General features: G+C 41.9%; 12 protein-coding genes. All 12 read right to left on the bottom strand.

The window, feature by feature from the left end:
• Positions 1–3: 3 nt before the first annotated feature.
• The 12 genes from ABN702_RS22125 to ABN702_RS22070 all read right to left on the bottom strand — a co-directional run bounded on the left by ABN702_RS22125 (position 4) and on the right by ABN702_RS22070 (position 19,194).
• Positions 4–3,126, bottom strand: a complete 3,123-nt coding sequence (locus ABN702_RS22125; RefSeq protein WP_417898728.1) for an alpha-mannosidase — start codon at positions 3,124–3,126, stop codon at positions 4–6.
• 82 nt (positions 3,127–3,208) lie between these two features.
• Positions 3,209–4,516 (bottom strand): glycoside hydrolase family 125 protein, encoded by a 1,308-nt coding sequence (locus tag ABN702_RS22120; RefSeq protein ID WP_417898727.1) that lies wholly within the window; start codon positions 4,514–4,516, stop codon positions 3,209–3,211.
• Positions 4,517–4,545: 29 nt separating this feature from the next.
• Positions 4,546–4,734, bottom strand: coding sequence for a hypothetical protein (locus tag ABN702_RS22115; RefSeq protein ID WP_417898726.1), 189 nt, complete (start codon positions 4,732–4,734; stop codon positions 4,546–4,548).
• Between the two features lie 68 nt (positions 4,735–4,802).
• Positions 4,803–6,962, bottom strand: a complete 2,160-nt coding sequence (locus ABN702_RS22110; RefSeq protein WP_417898725.1) for a glycoside hydrolase family 38 C-terminal domain-containing protein — start codon at positions 6,960–6,962, stop codon at positions 4,803–4,805.
• Positions 6,963–6,988: 26 nt separating this feature from the next.
• Positions 6,989–7,510, bottom strand: a complete 522-nt coding sequence (locus ABN702_RS22105; RefSeq protein WP_417898724.1) for a hypothetical protein — start codon at positions 7,508–7,510, stop codon at positions 6,989–6,991.
• The gene (locus tag ABN702_RS22100) at positions 7,507–8,148 is read right to left on the bottom strand and encodes a YesL family protein (RefSeq protein ID WP_417898723.1); all 642 of its coding nucleotides are present in this window, start codon (positions 8,146–8,148) and stop codon (positions 7,507–7,509) included. Before ABN702_RS22100 ends, ABN702_RS22105 begins: the two co-directional genes overlap by 4 nt.
• Positions 8,133–9,053, bottom strand: a complete 921-nt coding sequence (locus tag ABN702_RS22095) for an ROK family protein (RefSeq protein WP_417898722.1) — start codon at positions 9,051–9,053, stop codon at positions 8,133–8,135. Before ABN702_RS22095 ends, ABN702_RS22100 begins: the two co-directional genes overlap by 16 nt.
• A gap of 4 nt (positions 9,054–9,057) precedes the next feature.
• Entirely contained in the window at positions 9,058–10,443 is a 1,386-nt protein-coding gene (locus ABN702_RS22090; RefSeq protein ID WP_417901002.1) for a glycoside hydrolase family 1 protein, read from the bottom strand.
• Between the two features lie 145 nt (positions 10,444–10,588).
• The gene (locus ABN702_RS22085; protein ID WP_417898721.1) at positions 10,589–13,258 is read right to left on the bottom strand and encodes an endo-beta-N-acetylglucosaminidase; all 2,670 of its coding nucleotides are present in this window, start codon (positions 13,256–13,258) and stop codon (positions 10,589–10,591) included.
• Positions 13,259–13,564: 306 nt separating this feature from the next.
• Positions 13,565–14,752, bottom strand: a complete 1,188-nt coding sequence (locus ABN702_RS22080; protein ID WP_417898720.1) for a glycerate kinase — start codon at positions 14,750–14,752, stop codon at positions 13,565–13,567.
• A gap of 74 nt (positions 14,753–14,826) precedes the next feature.
• Positions 14,827–16,527 (bottom strand): sugar phosphorylase, encoded by a 1,701-nt coding sequence (locus ABN702_RS22075; RefSeq protein ID WP_417898719.1) that lies wholly within the window; start codon positions 16,525–16,527, stop codon positions 14,827–14,829.
• Between the two features lie 12 nt (positions 16,528–16,539).
• Positions 16,540–19,194: a glycoside hydrolase family 38 C-terminal domain-containing protein gene (locus tag ABN702_RS22070; protein ID WP_417898718.1), complete on the bottom strand. Its 2,655-nt coding sequence runs from the start codon at positions 19,192–19,194 to the stop codon at positions 16,540–16,542.
• Positions 19,195–19,214: the final 20 nt, after the last annotated feature.

The following is a 19,214-nucleotide window of genomic DNA, read 5'->3' as shown; positions in this document are numbered from 1 at the left end:
TTATCAATCCATTTCAATTTCTATTGTTTTAATTTCATATGGTGTAAAGTCAAGAATAATTGGGGTGTCATGGAATGCATGATCTGCTTCTTCCTCCATTAAATTAACTTCTCTCCAACGTCTAATGGCATAGGCACTTTGGACAATTACTTGCTCTGAAGAACCTTCCATCTCATGAAGTCTGATAATAGTGGAATCCCTGTCTTCAGCTTTCTTAATGGTATCTAAGACTACACTATCATTGGAAAGGGAGAAAAGAGAGGTTCTAAATTCCGCTTTTGCTAACCCTGGCATAACTCTTAAGGGTGCATTCAAGTATGTTGCTTCTCTTTCCAAGTCATGCTTTTTATTTGTGCCATTGAATGGATAAATCGAATAGGTGAAATGGTGTATGCCAATATCCGCTTTTGGATCTGGGTACACAGGTCCTTTAAGCAGCGATAAAGCTAAAACATTGTCTTTTATGGAATAGCCATATTTACTATTATTCATTAAGCTTATCCCGTAATATGGCTCTGTAATGGCTGCCCATTTATGTCCCACTGTTTCAAATCTGGCAATATCCCACGATGTATTCCAATGGGTAGGACGTTTTACATTACCAAATTGTATATCGTATATCGCCTCGGTCGAACGAATATCCACTGGAAATTCAACTTTTAATAGCTTCTGACGTGCTTCCCAATTTACCTCTGTCTCAAAGTCAATTCGTTTCGTATGACGATAGCAATGCACATGTTGAACAATTTTCACCTTGGGATCATCCCACGTAAAACGGACTGTTGTACGCAGTGGACCATTATCTACTATTTTACATTCTTTTAATCTATTAATCATAGAGAATTTTTCATGATAGTATAAATCAATATCCCAAGCATCATGTGCAAGTGGCTTATCTTCATATAATTTAAAGACATTTCCATTTGCTCCATGCTTTAAAATTTCTCTTTGTGCTTCTTTATCATAAATAGTTGAGAGCTGTCCTTCGCTATTCCAGCTTAAACGATAATGTGGTGTTTCCCAAATTCGTTTATCTACATCGATCGTACTAAGCGCTTCAGCAGGCACGTATCCCATCAATGACGATGTAATTGTATCGTAGGAGAATGGCTTTGTTTCTTCGATTAAAACGAGTTGTTCTCCTGATGCGGTTTTCTGGGATATGAGCTCCTTCCCATTCTGTTCGAAACCATTTGATGAATTTACATCAGCAGGAATGATAACAATGGTAGGTGATCGATATTGGTACGAGTGAACATAACTCCAACTATTCTCACTCTCACCCACTACCATTTTCTCTTGATCAAGTAACATTTCCTGGCTAATCATTGCCGCTTTTTCATAGTCTTGATGGGCGTCATCATACACTTCTGTAATCGAGGATCCTGGGATTATATCATGGAATTGGTTTAGTAAAATTAATTTCCAGCCTGCTTCAATCGCTTCAGACGGATAGTTATTCCATCCATTTGCGAGACTATTCCATAGCGAGACAAATTCCGCTTCATGATAGCCAAACTCCAGCTTCCTGTTCATTTCCTTCATTTTTGCTTGGCTCGTATACGTACCACGATGATATTCTAAATATAACTCGCCATCCCAAGTATGCACATATTGATCCGTTTTCTCTACATTCTCATGTAACGTATGGAAATAATCTTCAACCTTTGTTGATTGAACATTTGGCATCATTGGGATGTTGTCTAATTGACGCTTCATCTCCAGCATCTCTCTATTAACACCGCCGCCGCCATCGCCGTATCCGTATGCTAATAACAAATCCTTGTTTATATCTTTATCACGATATTTCTCCCAAACTCCGTTCACGGTTTCAGCAGTTACTAAGCCGTTATAGGTGTAGAACCATGAATCTTCAGGTCTGCCCGGCTCGGGTGTTGTAATAAAATGCGTCAAAATTTCAGACCCGTCAATTCCTCGCCATTTAAACGTATCATGTGGCATGCGATTGTATTGGTTCCAACTAATTTTCGTCGTCATAAACGTATCAATTCCTGATTTTCGCAAAATTTGCGGAAGAGACCAGCTATATCCGAACACATCAGGTAACCAAAGCGTACGATTTGTTTTGTTAAATTCCTTTTGGAAGAATCGCTTCCCATACAATAATTGACGAACAAAGGATTCTCCAGATGGGATGTTGCAATCTGCCTCTACCCACATAGAGCCCTCTACTTCCCATTGACCTTCCTTCACCTTTTGCTTAATTGCCTCGAATAGATCCGGATCTTCTTGCTTCACCCACTCGTATAACTGTGGTTGACTTTGCAGGTATATATAATCCGGATACAATTCCATTAGTCTTAACACGGTTGAGAACGTTCTTTTCGCTTTTTCCTTCGTATGTTTCGTACGCCATAACCATGCTAAGTCAATATGGGAGTGCCCGACAGTATGAACCGTCACACTTGTGTTTTTCATTAATTCCTTCATGTTTTGTTCAAGTGTATCCAGTGCACGATAGGTGGATTCGTAGAATTCCCCACTTCCTGGCATAGACCAATCAATTACATGAAAAGCTCGATTAATGGCAGCCATCAATTCCGAATGACTAGGATTATTCACATCTAGCCTCTTAATCGAATCTAAGATTGCTTTAGCTTTAAAATACAAGGTATCGACATCCTCATCCAACCATCCGAACCACGCTTCCTTCAGTCGGTAATACTGTTCAGAGGGGTTTCCTCCACCTTCGAGACCGGACCATAATAGAATATCAATCTCTAAATCTCCTTGAATAGTTGGCAGGATAACCTCTTTATGATTGGAATCTACTCCCTGAAAAGGCTTCTTATTTACATACAATAAAGATTCGAAGCCAGAATTATTCCCACCACCGGTGCGTCCTAGATCTAAAAACAGAACTGCCTTCTTTTCCATCCAATCTTTTGGAATTGAGACTTTCGTCTGAAGCCATATGTAACGGTCCCTTCCTGACCATGTATCATTCACCTTCATAACTTTGTCCGAGTAAACTTCTGGTAGTATGCTTTCCAACCCTTTTTCAGGCTCATACATGCGAAAAGCTTCGACTTGCTGCAACTCACGATATCGCAATCGATCTAATTCGTGAATTCGATTCTGTATCTTCTCTATTCTATAAAACATAGTCCACCTCTTTAATTTAGATTAAAAAGAGGCGGTTAGATGGTGGACCATGCTACCATCTAACCTTCCCCCATAAAGGAATCTAAGAACGCGCCAACGGACTTCCCGGCACAAACATCCCGATTTCACTTAAAATAAACTCACTGAACATCGAGTTCGCCCATGCAAACCAAGAACGGGTGAAGTTTTCTGGTCGAGCTGCATCAAACCCCTCATGCATGTAATACGTAGAACCGTGTGTATGTTTAAACATCTCTACTATTTTTTTCTTTTCCGCCGGAGATGTTGCCGTCATTCCTTGAATCGATAAAGAAATATGCCATATATAATGATCAGGAGTGTGAGGACTTCCGATTCCCTCGGCAGCAGCCCCCTCATAGTAATAAGGGTTGTGTCGACTTAAAATGAAATTTCTAGTATTTTCATAGACAGGGTCAGTTGCATCCGTATACCCAAGATACGGAATCGCCAAAAGACTAGGAACGTTCGCATCATCCATCAAATTGAAATTTCCTGCCCCATCTGTTTCATATGCATACATATCGCCAAAGATTGGATGATTCACTATTCCATACTTCTCGATCCCTGCCTTTATTTCACTCGCAAGCTCTCTTATTTTTTCAGCCAATGATAATTCATTCATTTTTCCAAGCATTTCTTCGGCATACTGCAGGGCAACTACCGCAAACATATTTGCCGGTATCAAATATCCGTACAAGCACGCATCATCACTAGGTCGGAATCCGGACCATGTCATGCCGGTTTTGACAGAATATCCTCCCTTGCCAGCACGAAGCAATGTATCCGATACGCGGCAATCATCCCGTTCAAATAAGTATGGAGATTGTTCTTCATGGTTTTGCTCCACTTTCCAAACATGATAAATGGTCTCTATCACTTCTTTTAACCTATCATTTAAAATGGAATCATCCCCGGTAGCCTTCCAGTATAAATACGTTAATTGGATAGGGAATGCAAGGGAATCTATTTCGTACTTTCTTTCCCATATCCAAGGGCTCATCTCTGTTCGATCGTTTTGATGTCCTTGGTTGTTGGCAGTTTGATTAAATGCATTCGCATATGGATCTAGTAAAATATACTTCCATTGCCGCTCGATTACTTGCTTTAACATTTGTGCTACCTCTTTATCTTCAGAGGCAACCATCAAGTACGGCCTCACTTGGGCGGAGGAATCTCTTAGCCACATAGCAGGAATATCACCTGTAATGACAAATGTCCCTTCTTCATCTTGCTTTAATGTCGTCTGATACGTATTCAAAAAGCAATTCTCAAATAGCTTCTGCACTTCAACATCGTCAGCATAGACTTCTTTTACTTTCTCCATGATCTTCTGAAACGACTGTGGGATTAATTTAGACTGTTGGCTCATCACATTATTCTCCTTTTTTTCCGTATTCTCTACCCTGAAAATATGTAGGTACCTTTTAAACGCCCTGTTGATTTCCGTTGCAGGTGTTCGCTTTCCCCAGGCGGTCCGGGAGCCTCCTCGGCTTTGCCTGCGACGTCTCCCCTGTCCCTCTCCTCCCGCAGGAGTCTCACACCTTCCACTTCAATCAACAGGGGAGGCGGGTGAAACATTTCGTTCAACAATATAGACCTCTTATTTTTATCACTCATTGTGCAAAAAACTACTATGCATGGGGGCTATCAGGTAGTTAGTTTTGTGTTTCTATTAAAAGTGTCACTATTTCATTTGGCTTTACGTTAAGAGCTACACTGGATTCTCCGAGTTTTTCTCGCTTTTCTTCGAGAATGGTTGAGAAGTAGATAGATTGTTGCCCGTTCGTATCCACTTTTAATTTGCTAGCCGATTTCGTCGGATTAAACCATCTTAATATGATTCCATCTCCGCCTAAAGCACACTTGGTTGCTGTTAGCACTAGACCTTCTCCAGACCAGTTGAAAAGATCCGTGGCTTGCTCTTCCCTGCCAGCACTTTGTTCCAATTGAATAACAGTTGGTTCTAGGGGATAACGGTAAGCCGTCAAATAGGCTTTGGATTGCAATACATTTCCTTTATGAGGAATCACCATAAATTGTACGCTGTTTGTACCCAGGCATTGAGCTTCCGGTGTGTCAAATACTCCCCAATCCCCTAGTTCTCCCACCGCTCTTAACAAGGTGATGGCAATCGTTCCATTATCAACGATTTCATATTCATGAAGCCCTTTTCCAGCAATCGTTAAGCCGTGTTCGTTATCATCAAGGCTTACAAATCGCTGCATATGATGGTCAAATGTTGGGTTTTTCCATTGTTGTTCTGGTTTATTTGGTCGCTGTGCTATTTCAAAGATACTATCTGCATAATGCTGCGTATTCCCTTCACCAACAGGAAATAATGCTCGCAGTCGATGGTCCTTTGCATTATTTCCAATCGAAACTTCTACCTGCAATCCCTTCGCTTCTCTTTCTAACGTTAACAATGTCTTTACCGTCAATGGCACTTTTTCTTTCGTTCTTCCTGCTGTCCGTTCAGGATGCCAAACTAGATTTTCACGTTCTTCCTTTAGTTGTTCATCTGCTGACTTCGGTACCAAAAAGGAAGAAGAAATTTCTACCGATGCGCGACACCCATTGTTCTCTAAAAGCTTCAAAGTTGAAGAAGTGTGTTCTGTCGTTTCTCGCTTTCCATCGCCTGTTTCTTTAAACATATATTCATTTCCAATGTCCCCTACGTCTTCATACATTCCCAGGTGGTCATATACTTTCCCAGTATGTTTATCGACAATGGCATACGAACCATTCTCGCGAATTGAAACGATCATATTTTCATTTTCTAATTTGGCATTGCTCTCATTCCAAATTAGAGCTGGCTTCTCGATGTCATAAGGCTCATTCGTTGGAACTAAGTAACATATTTCATAGCCAAGGTGGATGGTCGATTGTAGGGAAAAGGTAACTTCTACTTCTCGTGCATAATAAGGTCTTCTAAAACCATCATTCGGCAAATCATAACCAAAGGCGACACCTAAATCCTTCACATGTGTATAATGCTTCGTTTTGTCATGGCGCTCGATATAAAAGTGTGGAAGACTTTCTTTTTTTAGCACGTTCGGAATAACGTTAAAATCCATTTCACTAAAATAAATCTTTTTCACCGCTACTTTTTTCTTGATAACATGAGTATCAGCTTCCCCACCAGTGTGGAAGATTGCTATTGGGATAGCCTCGCTCTGCTCATGAACCGTAGGAATGGTTTGAGCTATTTCACGAGCCTGCTCTTCTACGAATTTCCGTGCACCTTTTTCTACTTTCTCGAACCTTGTCTCCATCTCGCTGTGCACTTCATCGACACTACAACCGCAAATACTATCGTGCGGGTGGTTTTCCATTAATAATTTCCAATAATACTCCAAGAAATCTTGATGAAAGTCTCGATTCTTACTAAGTAACCCAAGCGGCTCCATCACACGCTCCAACAACGTTTGACAACGGTCATTCGCCTGTTTCAAATAAATGCGCGCACTGGCTGTATTTACAAGGGTTGACCAGCCGTCCGTCTTTTGATTGCGCAGCTCTCCACGAATTGTTTGTAGCTCAGCAGGCAATTCTTCATTCAAATCTTCAATATATTCTTGAAAGCTGGAATGCTTAAACTCGATATTGGGGAATATCTCCTTTGCTGTTTCTATTGCAGCTACAATATTTTTTTGCAAAGGCTGATGATCGCAGCCATTCATGAATAGTAATTGCGAAGTCGAAGCAAATCTTTCCGCATCCGCTAATTTTTTCTCCCAAAATCCTTTTGCCTTATCCTTGTCTTCCGGTATTTCATTTCCGTTTGAATACCAGTTGGCAAATAGAATACCAAGCACGCTTGAACCATCCGGAGATTCCCAAATCATTTCAGAATAGGGGGAAGAATAGTCATCACTATGATGTACCTGATTATTGAATCCGGTAGGCGTAACCCCCGACCGAACGCCGCTACCTTCATATTCGCCTGTTTTAACAGCTGTGGAGCCTGCCCGTATACACCGAATGTATCTGGAAAATATCCAATTACCCCGTCTTGGCCCAATTTTTTCGTATCTTTCATTCCATACAATAGGTTTCTTACATTTGCCTCAGCGCTTGTTAAAAAGGCATCCTGGAGGATGTACCAAGGACCGACAATTAAGCGTCCTTCCCGAATATATTTTTTCACTACCTCTTCCTTCTCGGGTCGGACCTGTAGATAGTCATCTACCATAATGGTTTGACCATCCAGATGGAAACTATGAAAATCTGGGTCTTCCTCCAACTTTACAAGTAAATCATCAAATAATTTAACCAAATAGTACCGATGCTCTTCTAAAGACATATACCATTCCCGGTCCCAATGAGAATGGGAGATAATATGTGCTGTTTTTTCTTTCCTCATGCTTCTCCTCCTACTATTTCGTGTTTTGTACCATACTTCATCTCTTTAAATCGGTTCATCGAAATTTTCATGATCCAGTAGGCCGGCATCACACCTAATGTAAACGGAATTAAACCTGGCATTTGTTGAATAAAGGACCCGATCATCATCATACCGATTGCAATCAATAGATTTTGTTTCAAGCTGATTAGTGTAATAATAAATGGTTGGAGCAGATAGTTTTTGAATGACTGCTGGAAATGTACGTAATAGGAAAAGAAATATAAAAAAGAAAATGCATAGATTACCAGCATAAATACGAGGAGTATCGTACTGAATAACGCAATGACACCTTGTATTTGGGTTACCAGGTAGAGGTCGAACGCAAGAAATCCCCCTATCAATAAATAGATCCAGCCCAGTGCATTTGTGACCCAAAAGTTATCCTTGTAATATGTCCGGTATTCCTGCAGCATCGGATAATCGATTCCGCCCTTCAGCCATTTTCTGGTGGCTGCAAACATCGCAACTGTCGCTGGAAATAGACCAAGAACCACTCCCCCCAGCAGGATATGGAGCAACCATATGATATTCAATTGTATTATTCTCCAGAGCCACAGGCTTGCCTCTGTAAAAAAATCACCTATTTTCGTAAACATGACGACTCTCCTTTCCAGTAATTATCTTTCCAGCCCAGTGCAGCCCCGTACAGCTGTGCCTGGTCTTGATAGTGACAGATTGATATGCTCGGTCTAATCGCTGCAAATGGTTTTGCTGTATAGATTTCGTCTAATCTTACTGTTAGTTCTTTCATAAATGCCGGCTGTCTCGTTACTCCACCGCCTATTAAAATCTTTTCCGGGTCCAGTATATATTGAATGTTGAAGATCCCTAATGCTAACGTGTGAAAAAATGTATCAATTGAACCAGCTGCAGCATCATGACTCTTTTTTGCCTGCTCAAACACTAGCGGTCCCGTCCAATTCTCATAAAACGGGGCTTCATCCTTCATTCTTCTTGTAATGGCAGATGAAGATCCAAGCTCACTCCATGTATGGTAGCTCTCCGTTTTTCTATCATGATCTAAAATGGCGTAGCCAAATTCACCGCCGTGAAGATTTGCACCTTTATGGAGCTTTTTATTGATGACAAGCGCCCCACCAATCCCAGTGCCACAGACAATGCATGCATAGGTATCAACTTCTGTAGCTGCCCCATTCCACATCTCTGCTAGTGCCGCACAGTTTGCATCGTTTTCCATAAACACAGGAAGCGCATAATGCTGCTCCAGTAACACTTTTAGATTATGCTCATGTATAAATGGTACAGAGCTGTAACCGAGCACATCTCCTGATTCTGTTACACTTCCAGGACTACTGATCGCGATTCCTACAATGTGATGGATATTTTTATACTTTTCATGGTAGCGTTGGACCAACTGAAGAAAGTCACAGAATAGTTTAGGAGTATCCGTTTCCTCTTTTTCCATCAGATTGCCACATGTTGACATGCATGCAAGCTTCGTAAAGGTCCCACCGATATCAATCGTTAAAATATAATTCATCCCATCACCAATTTTCTGGAAGCGCATTTCTTTTTGCCAATTTGTAAAACCAAGAAGCACTTTTCTTTTTATGCCGCTCCATCGTCTCTAAATCAAGTCTTACTAATCCATACCGGTTTTTATATTCATTTAGCCAAGACCAATTATCGATAAAGGTCCACACATGATAGCCAAAGCAATTGGACCCTTCGTCTATCCCTTTCTTCAGCCACCGAAGATGATCGGTCATGAAAACAATCCGGTATTCATCCTGTACTTCTCCCAAGCAGTTGTCGATAAATCGTTCTTCCCCCTCTACGCCAATGCCATTTTCGGCAACATACCAAGGGATGTTCGAATAATTGTCACGAATATGAATCGCGATATCGTATAACCCTTTTTCATAAATTTCCCAGCCGCGATGTGGATTCATCTTTGCATCCGGCCATTGATACGGTTTAAAGTATTTTTGTAGCACATCATGGGCAGGATCAGTATCACCTGCTTGCACCCTTCTAGGCTGATAGTAATTAACCCCTAAAAAGTCCACTGTATACTGCTTCATCCACACTAAATCTTCTTCCTCGTAATCCAGCTCAATTTGTTCCCTTTCGATAAATTGCTTCAGCTCATTTGGATAGGTACCATGAACTGCAGGATCTAAGAAACTCCTATTAAAAAGCACATCTGCCCACTTAGCAGCCTCTTGATCTGCAGGGTCCTCACTGCTCGGATAGCTAGGTGTCAAATTTAAGATGATTCCAATTTTCCCTTTATAGGCATTCTCTTTAAATGCTTTTACTGCATAGACATGGGCTAGCATTGTATGAAGCCCTGCCTGGAAAGCTCTTTGTATATCAAATACAGCAGGTAAATGTTTATCGTTTAAGTACCCCATCTCAATTGGGACAATGGGTTCGTTAAACGTAACCCAATCCTCAACAAGATCTCCAAAGCATTCAAACGCCGTTTTCGCATAAAAAGCAAACTCATGGATGATATCTCGATTTTCCCAGCCGCCTTTTACATACAAATGGTATGGCATATCAAAATGAAAGAGGTTAATGATCGGCTTTACTCCGTTATCTATTAACCTAGTGAATACATCCCTATAAAAGACAACCGCCTTTTCATTTACATTCTTTCCATCCGGTAATAATCTGGCCCATGAGATGGAAGTTCTAAAGGAGTTAAAGCCAAGTTCTTTCATCGTTTCGATGTCTTCTTTATATTGAAAATAAAAATCGGAAACATTTTTCGGCCCTATTTGCTGGTAGAATTTGTCCGGCTCTGTTTCATACCAATGATCCCATACCGTTTTTGCTTTTCCATCCACAGCTGAAGCTCCTTCAAGCTGTGGTCCAGAAGATGCAGCACCCCATAAAAAATGCTCCGGGAATGTATTCATTATGTAAGTCCTCCTCACTTTTAGAAATCGCTTACATTACTCTCTGCCTTTATCATATAAAGAAAAAAAAGGACTTGGAACTGCTTCGTCCCAAGTCCTTTAATAAACGCATGAAAACTTTAAAAATGACATTAAATTTTATTGCGCTTTAAAATCCATATGCTTCAAACTCGAAAATTCTTGTTGCCTGATCTCCGCCTTGAGTAGGCTGCTGCACAGATAATCGTACATATCTTGCTTCTGTCAGCGGGATAGTATGTTCACTTATCCCATCGGAATTGCTTGTTATTGTTACAGCTGTTTCCCATGTTTCTCCATCCTTACTTACCTCGATCGTAAACGCTCTCGTATTAAATGCAGCAGGCTCTCCTCCGGCCTCTGCATGTTTCAACACAAAGTGAGAGATCTGATACAAATCACCAAGATCAAGTTGCAGCCAACTAGCCCCAAATGCACACCATTTGCTATTATCCGTCACTTTCCCATCTACAGCATATCGTGGAGCTTCAGCCGCGCCACATTGTCCACTCGCTGTAGCAGCTTTATTTAAAGCGACATTGGATATATTGCTTGCTTCTTCCGTTATCGTGATGAAGCCTTCTTTTAGAAGCACATCTTCGCCTTCACTATTTTTGGCAATCAATTTCACGGAGAAGATTCCCTCTTCTTGATAGATCACAACAGGGTTTTGCTCCTTACTGGAAGAAGGTGTCGCCCCTTCGAAAACCCATTCGACTTCTTCGGTTGCTTCAGAGGATTGATTGAAGAATTGAATTTCCTCACCAGGTGCGGCTATGGATTTACTAGCAGAAAATTCGGCCTTCGGTTTCGGATAATCAGGCCAGACAAATGTTACAGTCTGTCCTTTCTTGCTTCTTTCCAGCTGATGATTGACAGAAACTACTTCAAGCTTTGTCACACTCTCTTTTTGATCCCTTCTAAGTTGAGAAATATAATATACATTATTAGGAATCGCACCGACGAATTCTTTTTTTCCGTTACTTAAATGTCGATAAATCTCATAATGTTTCACATCTTCTGCTACATCCCATTTCAATGCTATATCTGCGTATAGACCCTCATCATAGGTGATATCGTGAACGGTCACTCCAGCAGGTTTTTCAGGAAGGACTTTTTCACTATGTTTATTTGTTACTTTCAGCTCTCCAATATGAACACTATAGTCTTCGATTAATTTATCGCTCTCAAAAAATAATGAAATGGCTGCAAGATTTTCACCAGCAAATTTTTTGAGCTTGATTCGCTCCGTCGTCCATTCCCCATGGCTTTTCTTCTTTATATCAAGGAATTCAAATGCCTCAGGGTCTTCTAGAAAGCTAACACCTAATTTCATGTTAGGTTTTTTATCGGAGCTTTTATAAGTCACGTATACTTCTGTGTCTTTATTGATCGGCAGGTTCGTTTTATACAGTTTCACATGAGTAGCATTCTCCATGGAAAGTGCTCCCGACACCTTTAATGAACTGCCACCATAGTAGGCTTCTTCCCAATCGAAATCGACGTCCAATGCTTTCCCATTGCTTTCGGCCAACCAGCGCCAGGTCGGTAAGATATCTTGCAAACTACGATTATTCCAAGCATTTTGGGACTTTTTCTGTCCATCAATGGCAAAGAATTTCCCGCTTCCTGTATTGAAATTCGTGACAAATGGGAGTTGATTGATGACTGTGCTTTCAGTAAAATAATGAGCCATCCCTTTCCAATTGTCCGGGTTTTCATTTGTTTTACTAGGGTTCCCTGCATTCCCTACCCAAAATTGTTGTTCTTTTTTATAAAAGTCTTCCATATTATCTGTTGTTTTGAATGCCCAATCCGGCCTGTATATCCCTAATGAGGCATACGGAGAACCATTTTGAGGGAATAAATTATCCCAGCTTACTGTAGTATTTGTCCCATTGGCCTCCACATCGATTCCTGCAAATAAATCATAAGGATCTCTATTGATATCCAGCGCTTTTTGGTAGGATCGCTCCTGACTGTTATTCCACCACCAGAAATTAAGGAACATGCTGTCAGATACACGTGTCTCGCCATCTTGCAGGAACATTTTATTGCGGTCTGTCAAATAGTTTTGCCACCTGATACTGCCGTCCTCAACCATCGAATCATACCACATAATGTGCATATCCTCAGGCTTGTTCTCTTGTAAGTAGATAAGGAACTGCTGCATTTTCTCAGCAACAGCAGGCGTTCCACCTTCTGTTTCCTGGTTAATGAACCAGCCATCAAATCCGTAATAATCTGCTACCTCCAACAACTTATCAGCAGCAGGAAACGAGCCATCCTCACGCTGCGACAGCATTTGCTCTACCCAAGCGTCCTGTCCGCCGTAAACTTTTGGCGGGAAGAATACATTCCCTAAAATAGGGACCCCATTTTTATGGGAAGCATCAATGACATCTGCACTTGGTGGCGTAATAATTCCTTCGCCTGCAGAACCTGCCCAATACACCATGATGTCCACGTATTGCCAGTAGCTAAATGTATTGGCAAAGAAGCTGTTTCCTCCTTGGGAAGGAACACCACTAGTATTGGGGTTCAATGCGGATAATGCCACGATTTTTGAATCTGATTGTTGGGTGTCATTTATATTAAAAAGGATTTCTCTTTCGGCAAGTGGTATGGAGCTTCTGTTAAATTCAGCATGTGGGTCTGTTTCTGGACTCCAATTCAATAATGCATCTGGATACCAATAAGAGGATTCCGGTTGTTTTGCAAAACCGTTACCAGGATTCATACAAATTAGCAAAACAGCAAAAGTAAAAAGATACAATAAATGTCGTTTCTTCTTCAACATGCTTTCCTCCCTATCATTTTTTCCATGAGTTCCTATAAAGCTATAAAACTACTTTACCGCCAAACTATGTATCCCACCCACCTTTCCATCCAAGAGGCATGAATAAAGCGCTTTCAAAAATGACGGAATTATTGAAAAATATCCCTCTCAGATGAACAAAACATAAATGATGTAGGATAGGAGTGTCAATTACACAGGGGAAACTACTATAGTTTTTGCATCAATCCTTTAGTTTCTACACCTCGTTACTAGAGATAGTTCTGTACAGCCATATGGATTCAAAGACATAATGAAAGCCGACAAGGTCTAATGATCTTGTCGGCTTTCTAAGGGAGCAGGGGGACGGTTCTCTGCTTCCTCCATCAACCTGCATATCTGTTCGACTGTCACCTCGATTTGCCGCTCCGTCACTTCCGGCTGCATCGCTTCCTCAAGGGTTCTGCATTGTGTTTGAATGGAGAATACTGCATCAATATGTTCATTTAATAATTTCGTGTCGGTGTCAATTCTGCCTGCAATGCCAATCACTTTTATGCCATACTTCCTTGCGAGCTTTGCCACACCCACGGGCACTTTTCCATAGATCGATTGGCTATCCAAGCTTCCTTCCCCCGTAAACACGAGATCGGCATGCTTCATTTTCTCAGCCGCATTTGCATAGTGCAGCACCATTTCTATCCCGGATTGCATGTCAGCACCTAAACATCCAGCAAAAGCCCCACCTAGTCCACCGGCGGCACCAGCCCCGGAAATTGCTTGTATGTTTACACCGAGCCTTTTCTCCACTAAATCAGCGAAGCGTTTTAAGTGCCCGTCCAACTCTATGATTTCTTCCATCGAGGCACCCTTCTGGCCTGCAAAAACAAACGCCGCTCCTTGTGGGCCATAAAAAGGATTCATCACATCACTTGCAATGGTGATGGTACACTCCGAGAGCTCCGGTAATACGCCCTCTGTCGAGAAATCGTATGCATGCAGCAACGGATTTCCGTCTTCTGGAGTCAACAGCCTTCCAGCTTGATCATAAAACCTCCAGCCAAGTGCCTGCAACATCCCAAGGCCGCCATCATTGGTTGCACTTCCACCCAGAGTTACTACAAGATGTCGATATCCTTTGGCAATTGCGTCCCGGATTTGTTCTCCAAACCCATAGGAGTTCGACTTCATTGGATTTCGTTTGTCGATTGGAACTAAGGTAAGACCCGTACTTTCTGCACATTCGATGACTGCATGTGGCTTTCCATCGTAATCAAACACACCATACTTTGCTAATACCCGCTCCATTAAAGGTCCGGATACTTCCACTTCCTCGACTTTTCCTTTGTTGGCATAAAGTAGCGCCTCCACGGTTCCCTCTCCTCCATCTGCCATCGGTAAAATTTCAACCCCTGCAGACGGAAAAACAGCTTTCACACCTTTTGCCACAGCCTCGCCTACTTTATAAGCAGACAAGGAGCCTTTAAAGGAATCCGGGGCTACAAGTATATGTTTCAATCTAATCACCACCACTGTATTATCTTAAAGAGGACGGTAAACCAGCTATCAGTTTACCGTCCCCCTCCATGTATTTATCCTTCAATCTTTATCCAAACAAATTCATAAGGCTTTAATGTTACTTCTGCCCCGACAGATTCTCCTGTCAGCAGATTCGTGCCTGACACTTCCTCACCAAAGCGGCATACCGTTTCATTTGCGTCTACGTTGACTGCAAAATACACCACATCACCTGTTTCGGTATTTTCACGCTTCAAACCGAATAGCTGTTCACCCAATTCCAGTACGGACTGCTCTGCAAATGGGGAAAATGCTTTTTCCGCTTGACGGATTTCGATCATGTTCGTAAGGGTAGAAAAGATTTCTTTTCTTCGTTCATCTGTTACCAGCTCTTCCACGATCTGGTTGTATTCAAGCTTTTCCCGATTAATTCGACGGTTAATGCCTGATTCCTCTAAGCCTTTATAATCATTTCGTGAGCCTAATAGAGAATGATAGTAGATGGCCGGCACGCCGATGCATGAAAGCAAGATGGAATGGGCAGCCAGCATCTTGTTGATCTGTTGATCCTCTGTCAGGTCCTCTTCTTTGTTTACCAAGGCATCCGAGTAGTTGATGTTCAGTTCATAGACGGATTGTGTGCCATCGGGGTTGCTCTTGTACGATACACGCCCTCCGTTTTCCTCCACTTTTTCCACTAGTAGCTGTTTTTCTTCCTCGGTTAGAATTCCTTCTGTCGGTCGCATTCCTATTCCATCATGACTTGCCAGGAAATTGAAATACGTAGCGTTGTCCGATACTTTTCCGATCGTTTTGGCCCATTGGGTTAGCTTGGATGCATTGTGTGTCGTCAAGGAAAACAGCACTAATGGCGGCAATGAAAATTGGTAGACCATATGTGCTTCGTTTGTTCCATCTCCAAAATAGCTGATATTTTCTTGATGGGGCACATTCGTTTCCGTGATAATTTGAGTGTTCTTGTTCAGTTCATCCAACAGGACTCTCCATAGCTGGATCACTGCATGGGTCTGCGGCAGATGGATGCATGAAGTCCCTGATTCTTTCCAAAGGAATCCGATGGCATCCAGACGAATACTTGTCCCGCCTTTATGCACATAGGCGATAAGGATATCCGTCATTTCCTTCAGTAGTGGAAAGTGGGCGACATTGACATCGACCTGATCCTCACTGAATGTTGTCCAAGCCGTTTTCTTTCCATCCTTCCCATCGTATTCATGGAATAGCGGGGAAGTTCTTGGACGAACGACGTTGGAAGCATCAAAGCTTGGATCATGTGGAATGAAATATTGCTGGTACTTTGCTTCTCCATCTATATATCCTTGGAACCAGCTGCTTGATTTGGAAATATGGTTGGCAACAAAATCGTACATCATTCGATAATCCTTAGAGAACTTCTCCAGGTCGCTCCAGTCCCCTAAATCAGGGTGAATTTCACGGTAATCCGTAACGGAAAATCCATCATCTGAGGTATAGGGGAACATTGGCAGCAAGTGTACATCTGAAATTTTATTTCCAACCTGTTCGGTCAAAAACTTTTGGAGCGTTTGAAGGGTTGGAACACCTTCTTCGTAAATGCTGTCTCCATAGGTGATCAGATAAACATTTTTTTCGCTTACTGGCGTATCCTCTTTCCAATCCTTCTGCTTCCATTCCTGAAGGAGTGTCTTCATTTCTTCCAAATAAGAAGCTTCGTAGGTTTCGCCATAAACCTCTTTCAAAAGCGATTCTATTTTTTCATGTAAAGCGTTGGACATGGGAATCATCCTTTATGTCAATTTTATTGTTACATAGCCTTTTGATGGTATCTCTATAACTCCGTCCACTTTTTCCTGTTCCGTCTCATATAAGTTGGTTATAGCCTGGTTAGTGAACACTTCAGAGGCAATAGAGAAACGTTGTACATCCTCAGACGGGTTAAAGAACCTTACAATCACACCATTTTCCTCATAGGCCTGCTTGCATGTACTCATAAATACAGCCTGGTTATCTATATTAAATAAGGAATTGGAGGGCTGTAATTCTTTAATTGGCATTGGCAGCTCAAATCGTTCCAATCTTTCTTCGAACGTATTTAAGGACTGATGCTGATAAGTGGCATAATGCTTAATATAGTAATCCGTTTGGGAAAATAATTCTGTCTTTTCCATTTTCGTGCCCTTCCACACAATGGCATAATCAAATTCCATTTCCTGCTGGAGCTGGGCATCAGGCGTATAGACCACTTTATTGTTGATGCCGGATGCTCGTCCTGGACGCCATTCCAGGTTGTCACGGCCCAGTAAGCCGACACTACGGAATAACGTAAGGGCCAGTTCATTTGTCTCGGCCAACACTTCATATTCCTTTATTCCTTTTGTAATAGTGGCGAAGCTTGCTTTCTCACTTGTTACGCCTACAAAGTTTTCCAATGGATAGATCGGAACCGGTGCTTCAGCAAAACCTTTTTCTCTCCAGCCTTCCAAATATGGCTGGACTACAGGACGTTCAATCACACTGAATGCTTGATCTGCGTAAGAGTGCGCTACATTTTCCAATCCTGTGGAAAGCAACACGCGGATACGATGATCCTTGCATATGTTATCGATTCCATGATGGACACGCACCATCTCTTCCCCTTCTTGGAGAATAAAGGTAGTGACAATCTTGACGATTTTTGTATCCTGGCTGCGATTTTCCCCATTCAATTCAACAGGTAGCTCAGCAGTAAATTCTACAACCAGCCTCTGTGAGAACTCACCCTTTTCTACCTCCATGAGTCTTGCTTCGTTCCAGTAGATGGGCTGATCATTTTTTAACGGGGAGAAATCATAGGAGTCCCCGGCATCTGCTACATTTTCAAAGCGGATGAAGTTTTCCAGCTTTTGCTTCGTTTGCTTGTTTTCCAGTGTTAGGACATGATCCCCCAATGTTACGCGATACACATCATTTTCGATAAATGCTTCCTTACTTGGGTGTACTTTTGTTACCGCAGTTTCTTGCTCTTCCACAAAAAGAGTCGTGTAGCCCATTGCTGGTACATCCATCATCTTTGCTTGGATAACAGAGCGGTAGTAGCCCGGTACTTCCACTTCCTTTTCGCCTTCAGCTGTGACGACGATTTTCTTGCCTCCGCTTATATACTCCTGGGAAAGAAGTTCGAAGGGTACTGGATCTCCATGCAAAGAATTAAGCTTGAATGTTGTTTCCTTTGTGAATAGCACTTTTTCTACCAGTCCGGTGTAGGGTTTGGCATTCGTATTAAAGACGACCGAGATATTCTCCTGTCCCGTTTGTGTACTAATCGCTTTTGTCAGCTGTTTTTTTATAATATTTACGAGTCCGTCAGCGATACGGTTGACCTTTTCGAGGCGAACGATTATGTCATGGTTTGTGTCATCCGAGTTACATCCGCCAATACTGTCATGAGCATGTACATCGAACAGCATTTTCCACATGGAATCCAACCATCTTTGAGGGTAGGAGAGTCCTAAAGCTTTTCCAAGCACCGCAAGAGGCTCGAGTACATATAAGATTTTATTTTCCACATCGTAGTTCAGTTTCTTCAAGTCATAGCGCTGAGAACGGATTGTGTTATGAATGCGTGACTTTTGGGAGGCAATCAATTCACCCTCGATCACATTTTCAAAAGCCGATTCATCCTCCCATGTTTCCTTCATAAAAGATTCAAAGTCGGATAGGATGTATTCATATTTATCATCTTTTTCATTGAGTTCTTTTACTGTTTCCGGAAAATGGTCGCGGACAAGGACCTGGTCACCGCCTGCTGGCAGTAGCAGATTATCTGTACTCTCATTCATAGCAGCCAATTTATCCAGTAAAGGAATGAGCCGTTCTTGGTGATATTCTTCGTCTGCCGCTAAAAACTTCCCTGGACCATAGCCGAAGTAGATATTGTTCGCCTTCACTGTCTTTCCATCCGGAGCCTTCCAGGTGAAATTCAAGTCACCGTTCAATTGGTCTGTGTAGATCCCGCGCTGCAGGATGCTGTAATCAATTCCAAACCCTTCAAAGATGGAGGGCAAGTACATATTTTGACCGAAGATGTCCGGCAGGTAACCATTGTTCATGCTGTGGCCCATTTCTGTTGCCATTCTTGTTCCATACAGCAGATTTCGGATGATGGATTCTTTATTGACTAACAGGGAATCGGTCTGTGTATACCACGGTCCGACAAAAATCCGCTTAGCAGCGACGAGCTTCTGTAAACGCTCGCGCTGCTCCGGACGAATTTTTAAATATTCATCGACAACAGACATCTGTGCATCAAACACATAGCCGTTGTAATCAGGATCTTTTTCCAGGACATCCATAAGATAGTCCAAGTTTTCTACTAATAGTACGTTTGAATCCTCTATGGTAAAGTACCACTCACGATCCCAGTGGGAATGTGGTACGACGTATACTTTTTTTTTGTTCGTCATGTTTTCTCCTCCAATTACTT

It is taken from the genome of Bacillus haimaensis (assembly GCF_048270625.1).
GTDB lineage: Bacteria > Bacillota > Bacilli > Bacillales > Bacillaceae_I > Sutcliffiella_A > Sutcliffiella_A haimaensis.
This window is presented reverse-complemented; position numbering and strand designations above follow the sequence as displayed.